This is a genomic window from Stenotrophomonas sp. Sm10 (assembly GCF_030985515.1).
GTDB classification, from domain to species: Bacteria; Pseudomonadota; Gammaproteobacteria; order Xanthomonadales; family Xanthomonadaceae; genus Stenotrophomonas; species Stenotrophomonas hibiscicola.
In genome coordinates this window covers 46,735-61,578 of record NZ_JAPTFO010000003.1, presented here as the reverse complement: position 1 = coordinate 61,578, position 14,844 = coordinate 46,735, and the positions used below count along the sequence as shown (strand labels likewise).

General features: G+C 67.4%; 14 protein-coding genes and 2 riboswitches. Of the genes, 10 read left to right on the top strand and 4 right to left on the bottom strand.

Going from position 1 to position 14,844, the window contains the following annotated elements:
- The first annotated feature begins 233 nt into the window (after positions 1–233).
- Together O0J15_RS01525 and O0J15_RS01520 are read left to right on the top strand one after the other, a co-directional pair.
- Positions 234–1,307, top strand: coding sequence for a 3-deoxy-7-phosphoheptulonate synthase (locus O0J15_RS01525; RefSeq protein ID WP_134735070.1), 1,074 nt, complete (start codon positions 234–236; stop codon positions 1,305–1,307).
- 271 nt (positions 1,308–1,578) lie between these two features.
- Positions 1,579–1,890: a DUF5076 domain-containing protein gene (locus O0J15_RS01520; protein ID WP_010481144.1), complete on the top strand. Its 312-nt coding sequence runs from the start codon at positions 1,579–1,581 to the stop codon at positions 1,888–1,890.
- 85 nt (positions 1,891–1,975) lie between these two features.
- Here the strand turns inward: O0J15_RS01520 and O0J15_RS01515 are convergent, their stop codons facing one another.
- Positions 1,976–2,593, bottom strand: coding sequence for a trimeric intracellular cation channel family protein (locus O0J15_RS01515; RefSeq protein WP_005411215.1), 618 nt, complete (start codon positions 2,591–2,593; stop codon positions 1,976–1,978).
- Positions 2,594–2,677: 84 nt separating this feature from the next.
- Positions 2,678–2,781: riboswitch (glycine riboswitch) on the bottom strand.
- Positions 2,782–2,794: 13 nt separating this feature from the next.
- A riboswitch (glycine riboswitch) is annotated at positions 2,795–2,884 on the bottom strand.
- A gap of 40 nt (positions 2,885–2,924) precedes the next feature.
- On the opposite strand from O0J15_RS01515, the gene O0J15_RS01510 reads away from it, so the two are divergent.
- Positions 2,925–3,200, top strand: coding sequence for a GIY-YIG nuclease family protein (locus O0J15_RS01510; protein ID WP_049480213.1), 276 nt, complete (start codon positions 2,925–2,927; stop codon positions 3,198–3,200).
- A 141-nt stretch (positions 3,201–3,341) separates the two neighbouring features.
- A complete protein-coding gene (locus tag O0J15_RS01505) occupies positions 3,342–3,773 on the top strand; it encodes a nuclear transport factor 2 family protein (RefSeq protein ID WP_111104310.1) in 432 nt (143 codons plus the stop codon).
- An 82-nt stretch (positions 3,774–3,855) separates the two neighbouring features.
- Here O0J15_RS01505 and O0J15_RS01500 read toward each other — a convergent pair whose 3' ends face one another.
- The gene (locus O0J15_RS01500) at positions 3,856–5,136 is read right to left on the bottom strand and encodes an NAD(P)/FAD-dependent oxidoreductase (protein WP_308304974.1); all 1,281 of its coding nucleotides are present in this window, start codon (positions 5,134–5,136) and stop codon (positions 3,856–3,858) included.
- Positions 5,137–5,259: 123 nt separating this feature from the next.
- On the opposite strand from O0J15_RS01500, the gene O0J15_RS01495 reads away from it, so the two are divergent.
- The gene (locus tag O0J15_RS01495; protein WP_010481148.1) at positions 5,260–6,039 is read left to right on the top strand and encodes an NYN domain-containing protein; all 780 of its coding nucleotides are present in this window, start codon (positions 5,260–5,262) and stop codon (positions 6,037–6,039) included.
- A gap of 34 nt (positions 6,040–6,073) precedes the next feature.
- Here the strand turns inward: O0J15_RS01495 and O0J15_RS01490 are convergent, their stop codons facing one another.
- Positions 6,074–6,265, bottom strand: a complete 192-nt coding sequence (locus O0J15_RS01490; RefSeq protein WP_308304973.1) for a hypothetical protein — start codon at positions 6,263–6,265, stop codon at positions 6,074–6,076.
- A 79-nt stretch (positions 6,266–6,344) separates the two neighbouring features.
- Between O0J15_RS01490 and O0J15_RS01485 the strand changes: the two genes are divergently transcribed.
- Positions 6,345–6,965 (top strand): glutathione S-transferase family protein, encoded by a 621-nt coding sequence (locus tag O0J15_RS01485; RefSeq protein WP_019660796.1) that lies wholly within the window; start codon positions 6,345–6,347, stop codon positions 6,963–6,965.
- 82 nt (positions 6,966–7,047) lie between these two features.
- Here the strand turns inward: O0J15_RS01485 and O0J15_RS01480 are convergent, their stop codons facing one another.
- Entirely contained in the window at positions 7,048–9,225 is a 2,178-nt protein-coding gene (locus O0J15_RS01480) for a primosomal protein N' (RefSeq protein WP_308304972.1), read from the bottom strand.
- A gap of 412 nt (positions 9,226–9,637) precedes the next feature.
- Between O0J15_RS01480 and O0J15_RS01475 the strand changes: the two genes are divergently transcribed.
- The 4 genes from O0J15_RS01475 to sppA all read left to right on the top strand — a co-directional run bounded on the left by O0J15_RS01475 (position 9,638) and on the right by sppA (position 14,819).
- Positions 9,638–10,642: a hypothetical protein gene (locus tag O0J15_RS01475; RefSeq protein ID WP_019660794.1), complete on the top strand. Its 1,005-nt coding sequence runs from the start codon at positions 9,638–9,640 to the stop codon at positions 10,640–10,642.
- Positions 10,635–11,210: a DUF3106 domain-containing protein gene (locus tag O0J15_RS01470; protein WP_019660793.1), complete on the top strand. Its 576-nt coding sequence runs from the start codon at positions 10,635–10,637 to the stop codon at positions 11,208–11,210. Before O0J15_RS01475 ends, O0J15_RS01470 begins: the two co-directional genes overlap by 8 nt.
- Before the next feature lie 206 nt (positions 11,211–11,416).
- The gene (locus tag O0J15_RS01465) at positions 11,417–12,781 is read left to right on the top strand and encodes an MATE family efflux transporter (RefSeq protein WP_155030195.1); all 1,365 of its coding nucleotides are present in this window, start codon (positions 11,417–11,419) and stop codon (positions 12,779–12,781) included.
- Between the two features lie 115 nt (positions 12,782–12,896).
- Complete coding sequence (sppA, locus tag O0J15_RS01460) at positions 12,897–14,819, top strand: signal peptide peptidase SppA (protein WP_134730050.1); 1,923 nt, start codon at positions 12,897–12,899, stop codon at positions 14,817–14,819.
- The last annotated feature ends 25 nt before the right edge of the window (positions 14,820–14,844 follow it).

Genomic DNA, 14,844 nt, shown 5'->3' with positions numbered 1-14,844 from the left:
CCAGTTGCGGATGAAACATTTTGCACTGCGCAAAAGCTGTGCTATCAATAGATCCCATGAACGCAGCCGCTACCCGCTTTTACTGGTATTACTTTCCGAAGCCACTGGCGGAGGAAGGACTGCGCTCACCCTGAAGAAAGCTTCAGACGCATTCCCGAAAGCCGCCAGCGAACCTGGCGGCTTTTTTCATGCCGCCACGCTGGGGACCCCCAACGTTCCGGAGATCTCCTGCAATGCCCCCGCACACCGACGACCTGCGTATCCGCACCATCGAACCGCTGACACCGCCTGCCCAGCTGCTGGCGATGCTGCCCTGTGACGATGAAGCTTCCGACACCGTCAGCGCCTCGCGCGCGGCGCTGCACCAGATCCTGCACGGCCGTGACGACCGCCTGGCGGTGGTGGTGGGCCCGTGCTCGATCCACGATCCGAAGGCCGCCATCGAGTACGCCCAGCGCCTGAAGCCACTGCGCGACGCGCTGGCAGGCGAGCTGGAAATCGTCATGCGCGTGTACTTCGAGAAGCCACGCACCACGGTGGGCTGGAAGGGCCTGATCAATGACCCGGACCTGGATGGCAGCTTCAGGATCGACAAGGGCCTGCGCATCGCCCGTGGCCTGCTGCGCGACATCAACAAGCTTGGCCTGCCGGCGGGTGTTGAATTCCTCGACGTGATCTCACCGCAGTACATCGCCGATCTGGTGGCGTGGGGCGCGATCGGTGCGCGTACCACCGAAAGCCAGGTGCACCGTGAGCTGGCCTCGGGACTGTCGTGCCCGGTCGGCTTCAAGAACGGCACCGATGGCAACGTGAAGATCGCCGCCGACGCGGTGGGTGCGGCTTCCAATCCGCATCACTTCCTGTCGGTCACCAAGCAGGGCGGCACTGCCATCGTGTCGACCACCGGCAACCCTGATTGCCATGTGATCCTGCGTGGGGGCAAGCAGCCGAACTACGACGCAGCCAGTGTTGCCGACGCCTGCCAGGCGCTGGCCAAGGCCAAGCTGCCGGCGCGCCTGATGATCGATGCCAGCCATGCCAACAGCCTGAAGAACCCGGAGAACCAGCCGAAGGTGATCGAGGACATTGCTGTTCAGCTGGAAGACGGCGAACAGCGCATCGTGGGCGTGATGATCGAGAGCCATCTGGTCGGGGGCCGCCAGGAACTGGTGGAAGGCCAGCCGCTGGTCTACGGCCAGAGCATCACCGATGGCTGCATCGACTGGGACACCACCGTGACGGTGCTGGAGCGACTGGCCGCGGCCGTGCGCGCCCGTCGCGACGTAAAGGTGTCCGAAGCCGCTTGAGTGCGGCACGTGTGTGGATGGCGGCCAGCGCCTGCGGGGGTGCGGCCGCGATCAGGGCCGGTCGGAGTTGGAGACCGGCCCATCTGCACCGGCGATGCGCCTGGCGCTGCGCATGAGCGACAGCGCCAGGTACATCGCCGGGGGGGTGAGAACAATGGATGGGGCCTTCATGTAGCGTCGAGCCCGCGAAGCGCGGGGCTTTGTAGAAGATCCGCTCCACGTACGCTCCAGGTCACGTCACAATGCCACTTCCTGTTTGGTGGCCGCAGCCATGAAAGAACTGATCATTCCAGAAGCCGCACAGCGCGATGAGGATTCCATCGAGATGATCCGCGTGTGGATTGCCGAACGGGGATTGCATGCTTCGCTGAACGTTGGCCTGTATGGCGATCGTCCTGGCATTCGAGAGGAGCATGCGTGGGGACGCATCCTGGCAGACGTCGCCCAGCATGTCGCAGATGCTCTGGTCGTGAGTGGCGGGATGGACCGCGGCGCGGCGATCAACGCGATCAAGGATGCATTCGATGAAGAGCTGCGGGCGCCGTCCAGTGGGCGTTCGGGGGGATTCGTGGTCCGCCACTGAGGGCCCAGATGGGCGCCGTGGCGCAGGAGACAGCGTCCCAACGCAACACGGCAACAAGCGCTGGGCGACGTGGAGAACGCGAACTTCAATGCACTTCGTCGTGGTACACGAACTTCGGCATTTCCCAGCGGTAGTGGATCGCCAGCAGGCGCAGCGCGAAGCCGCCGCCGAGGCAGCACAGGATTGCGGTGGCATCGGCCACGCCCCAGTGCAGCAGCAACAGGTAGGCCGCGCCGGTCAGCAGCGCGATGATCGCGTACAGCTCTTTCTGGAAGATCAGCGGCACCTCGTTGCAGAGGATGTCGCGCAGCACGCCGCCGAACGCGCCGGTCAGCATGCCGGCAATCAGCACGATGGGCATGGCATGGCCGGCCTCGCGCGCGATCGAGCAGCCGATCAGGGTGAAGGCGATCAGGCCCAGGCCATCGAGCACCAGGAAAGTGCGGCGGAAGTGGTGCATCCAACGTGCGACCCAGGTGGCGATCAGCGCCGCGCATACGGTGAAGCCCAGGTACTCGGGATGCTTCACCCAGCCCAGCGGATAGTGGCCGAGCAGGATGTCGCGCAGTGATCCGCCGCCGAGGGCGGTGACGCAGGCGATCATGACCACACCGAACAGGTCCATGCGGCGGCGGCCTGCGGACAGTGCGCCAGTCATGGCCTCGGCGGAAATGGCAATCAGGTAGATGATGGACAGCAGCATGGGACAGGCTCCGGGCGCGGTGGGGCCGGCCATGCGCGACTACCGCCAGTGCCTGCGCAATGACGGGATGACGATGACCGGTGCCGCTCCCGCTGTCCTTTTGCCTGAGAGTTCAGCGACATGGGCCGCGTGCCCCTTCGGCGGATCGTCCCGGGCGTGCCCGGTGACCTCTCTCCAGCTCGGCGAGTCGAATGCATGGTTGGTGGGATTCCAGCCCACCGGCCTGAGCGATCATGGGAGCCTGCGCCTTCGGCGGGCGCCAGCGCGGCGCCTCTCTCCTGCATTCGGGCGCCAGTATATCCGCTGCAGTGCAGCACGGCATAATCCAGGCATGGCCCCGTCCCTCCGCCCGTGGTTCCTGTACCTGCTCGAATGCCGCGATGGCAGCTATTACGCCGGCATCAGCACCGATGTGGAGGCGCGTTTCGCCGCCCACCAGGCCGGCAAGGGCGCGCGCTACACCCGGGCCCGGCCGCCGCTGCGCGTGCTGGCCGTGCGCGAATACCCGGACCGGGCCGCCGCGTCACGGGCCGAATGGCAGCTCAAGCAGCAGCCGCGCGAACGCAAGCTGGCCTGGCTGCAGGCGCCGGATCCCGCGCTTCTGTAGGGCCGAGCCCACGCTCGGCTGTTGTTGCTGCTGCCTGATGGTGAAGCCGAGCATGGGCCCGGCTCTACAGTAGATCCACGCCATGCGTGGATGCGGCTTGCACATGCCATGATCGCCCAGCCCTCAGCGCTGGAGACCCGGATGTCCACGATCGCCCTGCTGTTCGCTCTTTCCGCAGCAACGAGCCCCGCCGCCGACCCGGCCACCCTCGCGGCCATCGAAGCCACCTGCCACGATTACGTTGACGGCCAGCTGGAGGCCGACCCGCAGCGCGTCGCCCGCTCCCTGCATCCGGAGCTGGCCAAGCGCGCGGTCCTCGGCGATACGCCCGACGAACGCCTGGGCCTGCGCCGTATGTCGAAGGAAGAACTGGTCTCGCTGACGAAGCAGGGCGCGTTGAAGACCCCGAAGGATCAATGGGACCGCCGCTGCACGGTGCTGGACGTGACCGGCAACGCGGCCTCGGTGCGGCTGGAAACCCCGTGGTTCGTCGACTACTTCCACATGGGGCGCTTCGACCAGCGCTGGGTAATCGTCAACGCACTGTGGTACCCGAAACCGAAGGCGCCGTAGAGCCGAGCCCATGCTCGGCTTCTGCAAACCGCGCGAAGTACAGCCGAGCATGGCTCGGCGCTACAGGAGCATGCGTGCGGCCCTAGCGCTTCGGTCGCCGGTCGTCCTGGTCATCACCGAAGATGATGCGCGCGCTGCGCTGGTAGCTCCAGTACGCCACGGCCCAGTTCAGCAGCACCACGATGCGGTTGCGGAAGCCGATCAGGAAGAACACGTGCGCGGCCAGCCAGAACCACCAGGCCAGCACGCCGGAAAGCTGCAGCCGGCCCAGGTGCACGATCGCGGCCATGCGGCCGATGGTGGCCAGGTTGCCGTAGTCGGCGTACTTGAACGGGCCGGGCTCGGGCTTGCCGTGCAGGCGCGCGCGGATCACCTCGGCCACGTATTTGCCCATCTGCTTGGCGGCCGGTGCCACCCCGGGTACCGGCTTGCCGTCGGCCTGGCTCAGTGCGGCCAGGTCGCCGGCCACGAACAGCTCCGGGTGATCGGGCAGGGTCAGGTCCGGTTGCACCGGCACGCGTCCGGCGCGGTCCAGCGGCACGTCCAGCGTGCGCGCCAGCGGTGAAGCGGCCACGCCGGCGGCCCAGACCACGGTGCGCGCCGGTACGAACTGTTCGCCGAGCTTGAAGCCCTGGCTGTCGATGTCGCTCACCGGGGTACCGGTCAGCACTTCCACGCCCAGCTTTTCCAGTTGGCGACGCGCCTTCAGCGAAAGCACATCCGGGAACGAGGACAGCACGCGGGGCCCAGCCTCGACCAGCCGCACCCTGGCGCTGGCCGGGTCGATGTGGCGGAATTCGTTGCGCAGCGTGTGGCGCGCGATCTCGGCCAGGGTGCCGGCCAGTTCGACGCCGGTGGGACCACCGCCGACGATGGCGAAACTCAGCCACGCCGCCTTCTTCGCCGGGTCCGGTTCGGCCTCGGCGCGTTCGAACGCCAGCAGCAGCTTGCGGCGCAGCGCGATGGCATCGTCCAGCGTCTTCAGGCCGGGCGCATCATCGGCCCACTGATCGTTGCCGAAGTAGGCGTGGGTGGCGCCGGTGGCCAGCAGCAGGCTGTCGTAGTCCAGCGTGCTGCCATCGGCCATGCGGATCTGCCGCGCCCGCTTGTCGATGGCCACCACTTCGCCGAGGCGGACTTCCACATTGCGCTGGTGGCCGAGGATGTGGCGCAGCGGTGCGGCGATATCCGGCGCGGACAGGCCGGCGGTGGCCACCTGGTACAGCAGCGGCTGGAACAGGTGATGGTTGCGGCGATCGACCAGGGTGATGCGTATGCGCTCGCGGGCCAGGGCACGGGTGGCCCAGAGACCGGCAAAACCGCCGCCGACAACGACCAGGTGGGGAACGCGCTTGCGACTCATCGACTCACTCCAGTGGGGGCATCGGGGGAAGCGCCTGGCATCTTCGCACGGCGGCCACCTGTCACGTCAGCGCCTGCCCGGATCGGCGATACTCGGGTTCAGGCAACGGCCCGTGAGGAGCCCATGAGCGAACCGGAAAAGCGCATCGCCCTGTTGATCGACGCCGACAATGCGCCGGCCTCGAAGATCGACGAGGTCCTGGCTGAAGTCGCCCGCTACGGCGTGGCCAACGTGCGCCGCGCCTATGGCAACTGGAAGAGCCCGCGGTTGAAGGGCTGGGAGGCGGTGCTGCACGAATATGCGATCCGCCCGATCCAGCAGTTCGCCTACAGCAAGGGCAAGAATGCCTCGGACATGGCGATGGTGATCGATGCCATGGACCTGCTCTACGCACGCAACCTTGATGGCTTCGCCATCGTGTCCAGCGATGCCGATTTCACTCCGATGGTGATGCGTCTGCTGACCGATGGCGTGAAGGTGTACGGCTTCGGCGAGAAGAAAACGCCCGAGCCGTTCGTCAACGCGTGCTCGAAATTCACCTACCTGGAAGCACTGGGCCAGACCCATGCCAGCGTGCCGGATACCGAACAGGCTTCCAGCGAACAGGCATCGAACGAGCCTGTGGCCAACGACGATGCCCGGCCACGCAAGAGCGGTGCGGAAATGCGCAGCGATACCCGGCTGGTGAAGATGCTGCGCCGCGCGGTGTCCTCAGCCGAGGGCGAGGACGGCTGGTCGCATCTGGGGCCGGTTGGCAGCCAGATCGGCAACCAGGCCTCGTTCGATCCGCGCAACTACGGTTACGGCAAGCTCAGTGACCTGCTGGCAGCGATCGGGCTGTTCGAGCTGAAGAAGGACGGCAAGTCATCCTACGTGCGCGCGCTGCCGAAGAAAAACCGGTAGTGCTGGCCGCTGGCCGGCACATCACCCAAACGAATCAGATCACCCGTGCTTCCGAATTCGCATAGCCGTCGGTGAACCCGGTGGCGAAATCCTCAATGCCGTTGAAGGCCAGCAGCAACAGGCCCGCACACAGCAGCAGATTGCGATTGGAGCGGCGGTAGCCCAGCACCAGCATCCCCAGCCCTGCTGCCAGCAGAACGTAGTTCAAAGCATCCCATGCAGTCACGTCGTCTCTCCCTGTGGATGGGCGTATCGTAGCGTTTCCGCGCCACCGTGGCGCACTGCTGCAGGCAAGGAAATCCGCAATGTTGAAGATCTGGGGCCGCCGCAATTCCAGTAACGTCCGCAAGGTGCTGTGGTGCGCCGAGGAGATCGGCCTGCCGTATGAATCCATCGAAGTCGGTGGCAGCCACGGCGGCACGCAGACGCCGGAGTACCAGGCGATGAATCCCAATAGCCTGGTGCCGGTGATCGAAGACCATGGCCTGCCGCTGTGGGAATCGAACGCCATCGTGCGCTATCTGAGCGCACGCTACGCATTGGGCACGCTGTACGCCGAAGACCCGATGGAGCGTGCCCAGGCCGAGAAGTGGATGGACTGGAGCACCTCGCGAATGGCGCCGCTGTACAGCGACCTGATCTGGGGCATCATGCGCACCGCCCCGGCCGACAGGGACGAATCGCGGATCAATGCCGCGATCGTGCGCGCCGGCGATTACCTGGCGATGGCCGATGCCACGCTGGCCAAACAGCCATGGCTGTCGGGCGACAAGTTCGCGATGGGTGACATTCCGCTGGGCTCGCTGATCTACGCCTGGTACGAGCTGCCGATCCAGCGGCCGGAACTGCCGCACCTGGCCGAGTGGTACGCCCGCCTGCGCGAGCGGCCGGCCTACCAGCGCGGCGTGATGTCGCCGCTGACGTAAGCACTGCCCGGTGCTGAAACGCAGCCGAGCATGGCTCGGCTCTACGGTAGTGCCGAGCCATGCTCGGCAGTGCTCTACGGGATCAATACAGGTCCGTTGGATCCACATCCAGCGACCAGCGCACCTTGCGTGCTTCCGGCAGCGCGTACAGCTGTGGCACCAGCTGCGAAAGCACGCCATGCAGTGGCGGCCGCTGCATGGCAGACAGCAGCAGCTGCGTACGCTGGTAGCCAGCGCGGCGTGGCATCGGTGCTGGCATCGGCCCGTAGGCCTCGACCACGTCCTGCTCGCCCAGCAACTGTCGTGCGGCCAGCAGGAACGCATTGGCATGCTCCACCTGCTGCGCTTCGGCGCGCATCAGCGCCAGGTGCGCGAATGGCGGGAATCCTGCGGCTTGCCGCTGGTTCAACTCCGCCTGTGCGAACGGGTGGTAACCACCGCTGACCAGGGTTTCCAGCAACGGATGCCCGGGGTGATGGGTCTGCAGCCAGACCTCGCCGGGGTCACGTGCGCGCCCGGCGCGACCGGCCACCTGGATCAGCTGTTGCGCGAGTTTCTCGCTGGCGCGGAAGTCAGCGGAGAACAGGCCTTCGTCGATGCCCACCACCACCACCAGGGTCAGCTTCGGCAGGTCGTGGCCCTTGGCCAGTATCTGCGTGCCGACCAGGATGCCGGGCTGGTCGCCCAGTCTCGCCAGCTGCTGTTCCAGTGCATCGCGACGTGACGTGGTGCCGCGGTCGATGCGCACCACAGGGACGTCGGCGAAGGCCGCGGTGAGATGCTCTTCCAGGCGTTCGGTGCCGATGCCCTGCGGTTGCAGCGCCAGGCTGCCGCAGGCCGGGCATGCCAGCGGTGCCGGTTGTCGCGCGCCGCAGTGATGGCACTGCAGGCGGCGGCCGCCGCCATGCACGGTCATCGGTGCATCGCAGCGGTTGCACGGTGCGGTCCAGCCGCAGTCGTGGCACAGCAGTACCGGCGCGTAGCCACGCCGGTTCTTGAACACCAGCACCTGTTGGCCGCGCTGCAGGTGCTCGCCGATGCCGGCCAGCACATCAGCCGAGAGGCCATCGTGGAGCGGCCGCTTGCGCACATCGAGGATGCGCACGCGCGGTGGCCGCGCATCACCGGCACGCTGCTTCAGGCGCAGGTGGGTGTAGCGCCCGGCGTAGGCGTTATGCAGCGTTTCCAGCGAAGGGGTGGCACTGCCGAGCAGCACCGGAATGCCGAGCGCCTTGGCTCGGACCAGAGCGAAATCGCGCGCGTGATAGCGGATGCCGTCCTGCTGCTTGTAGCTGCCGTCGTGTTCCTCGTCGATGATCAGCAGCCCGGCCTGCGGCAATGGCGTGAACACCGCCGAGCGGGTGCCGACGATGACCCGTGCCTCGCCGCGCGAAGCCGCAGCCCAGACGCGCGCGCGCTCGTTGTCGTTCAACCCCGAATGCAATGCGTGCACGGCGATGCCAAGGCGGCCGCGGAAGCGTGCCAGGGTCTGCGGGGTCAGGCCGATTTCCGGCACCAGCACCAGCGCCTGCCTGCCCTGCGCCAGGCAGTGGATGATGGCCTGCAGGTACACCTCGGTCTTGCCGCTGCCGGTCACGCCATCCAGCAGGAAGGGCTGGAAGCCTTGGGCGGCGTTGATGGCGGCCACCGCTTCGGCCTGGTCCGGGTTGAGGGTGGGGCCGGGCAGCGGCTGCGCATGCTGCGGTGCCACCGTCATCGCCACGCGCTCGGCCAGCGCACGCTTGGCCAGGCTGCGCGCGGCGGTGCGCCAGTCCTCCATGCGTTCGCCCAGCACGTCCTCATCCACCACGGCCCCGGCCAGCAGTTCGGCCAACTGCCGCGGGCGGCTGCCGGCGCGCAGCTTCCCGCGCTGGTCATGGCCTTGGGGGGTCAACTGCCAGCCCCAGTGGTGGGTGTCGGGCAGGGCTTCGCCATGACGCAGCGGTCCTGGCAGGGCGGTGCTCAGTACCTCGCCCAGCGGTGCGTGGGTGTAACGCGCCAGCCATTGCAGGCTCTGCCACAGCTCCCCCTGCAGCAGCGGCTGCGGGTCGCACCAGGCCAACGCCTGGCGCAGTCCCTGGCCGTCGTCGGTCTGGCCGTGCCCCACCACCAGCCCGACCAGCTCGCGGTTGCCGAACGGCACCTTCAGGCGGCAGCCGACCGCAACCGTGGGGCCATCGCCCTCGGGCGACAGGTAGTCGAACAGACGGGGCAGGGGGACGGGCAGGGCGACCTGCAGGGTCGGAATCGGTGAAAGCATCGGGCCAGTGTACCGGGCCATGCGCGCGCGAATGGCGGGGTGGGAGACGGCGGAGCGGCGCCCGTTGAATCATAAATGTCACCTAAATATCGGTGTCCATTGGAGATTCAGGCTTATCCACATGTTCTGTGGATAACGTTGTGCGTTACCGGTCGACGGCAACGCAGGAGGCCGATGGCGACGAGCTCACGCTTGGGTTGGTCAAAAAATAGCCACACTTAAAAACTATTCAAAATCAACAGTTTAAGTGTGAAACATTGCTGAAACAGAGTGAATTCAGCTGCTTGCCGCAGTTTCCCGCGCCGGGAGCGTGGTGCTGTGCACAACCTGCAGCACGAAGTATCCGTGGGCGCAAGTCCTACGGGCGTCGATTGCCTGCCGCTATCATTCCCCCAGACCTTTGGAGTGACCGATGACGGCTGTGCCCGCCCCTGTTTCCTCGACCGCGGCCGGCGCGCTGTCGGCGTTCCTGCGTGGCGTCGAGCGCCGCGCCCTGGTGGTGGCTGAGCTGCAGTGCGGCGATGCCGCGCGCGCCGAACAGACCCTGGTGGCAGTGATGCGCGCGTTCGCGGCCGTTGCCAGCGACCTGCCGATGGCGCAGTGGCCGACCCGCTTCTGGACCCTGCTGGGCCAGCGCCAGGCCCTGCGCGAGCCGGTGGGTGGCCAATGGGCGCCACCGTTGGCCGCGCTGGCTGCGATGTCGCCGCTGCCGCGCCTGGCGCTGCTGCTGCGGGTAGGCGGCAGCCTGGACGAGAGCATCGCCACGCGCGTGCTCGACCAGGACGAGGCCGGCTACCAGCACCTGCTGGCCGATGCCTGCCCGCGCGATGCCCAGGGCCAGCCCGATGCCGCGGCCTGGCGCCAGTTGGCCGAACAGGTACAGGCGCGTATCCGTGAACTGCCGGCCACGCGCCTGCAGCAGCTTCAGCAGCCGGCGGCACCCGCCGCCCACAATGAAGCGCCGACCTCCAGCTGGCGAGCACCGCAGCGGGACGAGCGCGCGGCCGCCCATGGCAAGCGCCGTCGTACGGGCGCCAAGCCGCGCTGGCGTGGTCCGCTGATCCTGCTGGTAACCGTGGCGGTGCTGCTGGCCGCTGCGCTGGGTTGGCGCTACCTGCAGGGACGTTCCTTCGGCAACGATGCGCCGCTGCCGGAAGGCGTCGTGGGCGAGGCCGGTCCGGTGACGGTGGAAGCCCTGCCACCGAGCAAGGTCGACGCCACGCCGGATGCAACGCATGCCCAAGCCAATGACGACGCAGCGATGCTGGCCGATCGCGACTACCCGCTGGTTGCCGATGCTGACCTGTACGCATGGACCGCCGCGGGCGGTCCGCTGCCGGTGGACGAATCGCAAGCCAAGCCGAGCCGACCGGAGCCGGCCAGTGCCACGCTGGAAACCGCCGCCGCCGATGAATAAGTCCGTGTTCGCCAGCCTGTTGCTGGCCTTGCCGCTGTCCCTGTCTGCGGCGCCGCAATCGTTGAACGTGCCATTGCCGCCGCCATCGCCGGCCACCCCGGCCGTGCCGCCGGCTTCGACCGCGGCACCGGCTGGCTTTGCCCAGCTCGATCCGCAGCAGCAGCGCCAGCGCCGTGCCGACTACGCCGCCTGGCGCGCGTTGCCGGAAGGAGAGCGCGAGCGCATCCGCCAGGCCGCTGCGCGATTCAATGCGCTGCCCGCGGACCAGCAGCAGCGTCTGCGACAGCAGTTCGGCGATCAGGACCAGGCGTTCCGCGACGGGTGGCGGCTGGGCCCGCAACTGGGCCTGGAATTCCCAAAGCTGCATGGCTTGTTCGGCTTCGTGCCTCCGGAGCAGCGCGAGACCGCGCTGGCCGTGCTGCGTCAGCTCAGCCCGGCGCAGCTGGCCCAGCTGGCCCTGGTCGCGCAGCGTACGCCGCCGCAGGAGCGCGACGCCGTGCGCAGCGCCTTCCTTGCGGTGCCGGCCGCCGAACGCGACAGCTGGCTCAAGCGCCAAGCGGGCCAGTAAAAAAGGGGACGGAGGGGATTAAGTCGCATTCGGCACTGACTGGCCAGATACGACTTAATCCCCTCCGTCCCCTTTTTGCTTGGGGCAGCCGGAACCCAGCATTCACCCCATGTCATGGGAATGCGCGCGCCGGGCGCGTAAGATGACCGGCCGCAACCCGGTGCCTGTGCCCTTCGCGCGCAACCGTAGTTCGCGTCAAGCACCTTATGTCTACTGCAACCTCCACGCCGCGCTTCAGCAAGGAAGTCGGCGCTACCGGTCTGCTCGCCCTGCCGCTTGTGCTGGGCCATGTGTCCACCGGTCTGATCTCCTTCGTCGACAACGTGATTGCCGGCCACCACGCCACCGCGACGCTGGCTGCGGTGACCATCGGTACCGCCCTGCTGTGGCTGCCGATGCTGATCCCGATCGGCACCCTGATCTCGCTCACCGCCTCGGTGTCGCAGCTGCACGGCGCTGGCCGCGAGCGCGAGATCGGCCCGCTGTTCCGACAGGCGCTGTGGCTGGCGTTGGGCCTGGGCCTGATCATGTTCACCTTCCTTACGGTGGTGCCGCCGCTGCTGCCGGCCTTCGGCATCGCACCGGACATCGTGCCGGGGGCGACTGCGTTCCTGCATGCGGTGCGCTGGGGCGGCCCGGCGCTGACCCTGTACTTCTGCATGCGCTACCTCAGCGAAGGCATGCACTGGACACTGCCCACCATGCTGCTTGGCTTCGGTGGCCTGCTGGTGCTGGCGCCGCTGGGCTATGTGCTGGCCAATGGCAAGCTCGGTTTCCCGGAACTGGGCGCCGAAGGCCTGGGGATCGCCTCGGCGGTGATGATGTGGCTGCAGGCAACCGCATTCGCCCTGTATCTGTGGCGGACCAGGCGCTTTGCCCATCTGCAGCTGTTCTCGCACTTCGAAGGGCCGCGCTGGAAGGCGATCTGGGACCTGCTGCGCACCGGCCTGCCGATCGGCATCACCGTGCTGATGGAAGGCGGCCTGTTCATCGTCACCGCGCTGCTGATCGGCCGCCTCGGTGCCAATGAAGCGGCTGCGCACCAGATCGCGATCAACGTCGCCCAGCTGTGCTTCATGATTCCGATGGGCGTGGCCGAGGCCACTACCGTGCGTGTCGGCCATGCGGTCGGCCGCGGCGATGGCTTCGGCGTGCGGCGCGCGGCCTGGGCCGGCTACGCGATCATCATGGGTACGCAGACATTGTCGGCGGCGGTACTGCTGTTCGGCCACGATGCCATCGTCGGTGTCTACACCAACGACCTGGCGGTGGCCGGCCTGGCCTCGACGCTGCTGCTGTACGCGGCCACCTTCCAGTTCCCGGATGGCATCCAGGTGCTGTCGGCCGGCGCGCTGCGCGGCCTGAAGGACACCCGTGTGCCGATGTTCATCGCCATGTTCGCGTACTGGGGCCTGGGCATGCCGCTGGGCGCCGGGCTCGGCCTGGGGCTGGGCATGGGCCCGCAGGGTATGTGGATCGGCCTGATCGTGGGCCTCACCGCCGCTGCCATCCTGATGGGCTGGCGCCTGCGGCGCAGCAGCCTGCGCATCGGCCAGTCGATGCTGTCCTGAACTTCCGCCCCGCCCCGGCCACCCGTGGCGGGCGATCCCCTGACTTGTGTCCGATGCCGCATCACGCGGCACCGGCTATGCTGGCACCACGGCAAGAAGCCATCCGGAGCGTTCCATGAATCACCCCGTGCCCCCGCTGCCCCCGGCGCGTCGCAACCCCGTCGCCAGTTTCTTCATCGGGCTGTGGGACGTCATGAACTTCACCCGCCGGTTGATCCTCAACCTGGTGTTCTTCGGCCTGCTGTTCCTGCTGCTGGTGATGTTCGTCATCGCCGCAGGCATGGGCGCCGGTGCCAGCAAGTCGCTGCAGGACCGCACCACCCTGGTGATCGCGCCGGAAGGCCGGCTGGTCGAGCAGTTCAGCGCCGATCCGGTCAGCCGCGCACTGGCCAAGGCGGTGGGCGACAACGGTGCCGAAGAGATCCAGCTGCGCGACCTGCTGCGGGTGATCGAGTCGGCCAAGGAAGACAAGAAGATCGAGCGCGTGGTGCTGGAGCTGGACAAGCTGCAGCCCTCGGGCTTCGCCTCGCTGCGTGAAGTGGCTGCGGCACTGCAGGACCTGCGTGCCTCCGGCAAGCAGCTGGTGGCCTACAGCGAGAGCATGGGCCAGTCGCAGTACCTGCTGGCCGCACAGGCCGACGAGGTCTACCTGGACCCGATGGGTTCGGTGGTGCTTGAGGGCCTGGGCCGCTACCGCCAGTACTTCCGCACCGGCCTGCAGGACAAGCTGGGCGTGGACGTGCACCTGTTCAAGGTGGGTGAGTACAAGTCCGCAGCCGAGCCGTACGTGCTCGACGCGGCGTCGCCGGCCTCCAAGGAAGCCGACCTGTTCTGGATGAACGACGTATGGCAGCGCTACCTGGGCGACATCGCCAAGGCCCGTCGCCTGGATCCGGCACAGCTGGCTGCCGGCATCGATACGCTGCCGGAAGGCATCGCTGCTGCTGGTGGTGATCTGGCCAAGTTCGCCCTGCAGCAGAAGCTGGTGACCGCGCTGAAGACCCGCGAAGAGTTCGAGGACCTGATGATCGAGCGCGGCGTGGCCGACGAAGATGCCGACGGAGGCTTCCGCAACGTCGACTTCGGCACCTACCTGGGCCAGCTTGATGCGCGCCGCAACCCGGTCGACAACCGTCCGCAGGTGGCAGTGGTGGTGGCGTCCGGCGAGATCAGCGGCGGTGACCTGCCGGCCGGCCGCATCGGTGGCGAATCGACGTCGGCGCTGCTGCGTGCCGCGCGCGACGACGACGATGTCAAGGCGGTGGTGCTGCGCGTGGATTCGCCGGGCGGAGAAGTGTTCGCTTCCGAGCAGATCCGCCGTGAAGTGGTCGCCCTGCAGGCCGCCGGCAAGCCGGTGGTGGTATCGATGGGCGACCTGGCCGCCTCCGGTGGCTACTGGATCAGCATGAACGCCGATCGCATCTACGCCGATCCGTCGACGATCACCGGTTCGATCGGCATCTTCGGCATGGTGCCGAACTTCAGCCGCGCGCTGGACAAGATCGGCGTGCACACCGATGGCGTCGGCACCACCCGCTTCGCCGGTGCGTTCGATGTCACCCGGCCGATGGATCCGGCCGTGGGCCAGGTCATCCAGTCGGTGATCAACAAGGGCTACGCCGACTTCACCGGTCGCGTCGCCGACGCCCGCAAGAAGCCTGTCGAGGCCGTCGACGAAGTGGCCCGTGGCCGCGTGTGGAGCGGTGCGCAGGCCAAGGAACGTGGCCTGGTCGATGCCTTCGGTGGGCTGAAGGATGCCGTGGCCGACGCCGCCAGCCGTGCCAAGCTGGGCAAGGCCGACGCTTATCGCGTGCGCTACATCGAGAAGGCGGCCACGCCGTTCGCGCAGTTCGTCAGCGGTTTCGCCGGCAGCCGCGCTGGTGCCTGGATGCTGTCCGATTCGGGCATGGCGCGGATGCTGCTGGCGCGCACGATGCCGGAAGTGGATACGCAGCTGCGCTTTGTCGAGAACGCGGCCCGCGAAAAGGGCAATGGCGCACCGGTGAAGGCGCTGGCGTACTGCTTCTGCGGGTTCTGACCGGAGCACATCCACGCATGGCGTG

Excerpts from the sequence above, each read along its gene's own strand:
- O0J15_RS01525 (WP_134735070.1), top strand. The coding sequence starts at position 234 with ATGCCCCCGCACACCGACGACCTGCGTATCCGCACCATCGAACCGCTG.
- O0J15_RS01520 (WP_010481144.1), top strand. The coding sequence starts at position 1,579 with ATGAAAGAACTGATCATTCCAGAAGCCGCACAGCGCGATGAGGATTCC.
- O0J15_RS01515 (WP_005411215.1), bottom strand. The coding sequence starts at position 2,593 with ATGCTGCTGTCCATCATCTACCTGATTGCCATTTCCGCCGAGGCCATG.
- O0J15_RS01510 (WP_049480213.1), top strand. The coding sequence starts at position 2,925 with ATGGCCCCGTCCCTCCGCCCGTGGTTCCTGTACCTGCTCGAATGCCGC.
- O0J15_RS01505 (WP_111104310.1), top strand. The coding sequence starts at position 3,342 with ATGTCCACGATCGCCCTGCTGTTCGCTCTTTCCGCAGCAACGAGCCCC.
- O0J15_RS01500 (WP_308304974.1), bottom strand. The coding sequence starts at position 5,136 with ATGAGTCGCAAGCGCGTTCCCCACCTGGTCGTTGTCGGCGGCGGTTTT.
- O0J15_RS01495 (WP_010481148.1), top strand. The coding sequence starts at position 5,260 with ATGAGCGAACCGGAAAAGCGCATCGCCCTGTTGATCGACGCCGACAAT.
- O0J15_RS01485 (WP_019660796.1), top strand. The coding sequence starts at position 6,345 with ATGTTGAAGATCTGGGGCCGCCGCAATTCCAGTAACGTCCGCAAGGTG.
- O0J15_RS01480 (WP_308304972.1), bottom strand. The coding sequence starts at position 9,225 with ATGCTTTCACCGATTCCGACCCTGCAGGTCGCCCTGCCCGTCCCCCTG.
- O0J15_RS01475 (WP_019660794.1), top strand. The coding sequence starts at position 9,638 with ATGACGGCTGTGCCCGCCCCTGTTTCCTCGACCGCGGCCGGCGCGCTG.
- O0J15_RS01470 (WP_019660793.1), top strand. The coding sequence starts at position 10,635 with ATGAATAAGTCCGTGTTCGCCAGCCTGTTGCTGGCCTTGCCGCTGTCC.
- O0J15_RS01465 (WP_155030195.1), top strand. The coding sequence starts at position 11,417 with ATGTCTACTGCAACCTCCACGCCGCGCTTCAGCAAGGAAGTCGGCGCT.
- sppA (WP_134730050.1), top strand. The coding sequence starts at position 12,897 with ATGAATCACCCCGTGCCCCCGCTGCCCCCGGCGCGTCGCAACCCCGTC.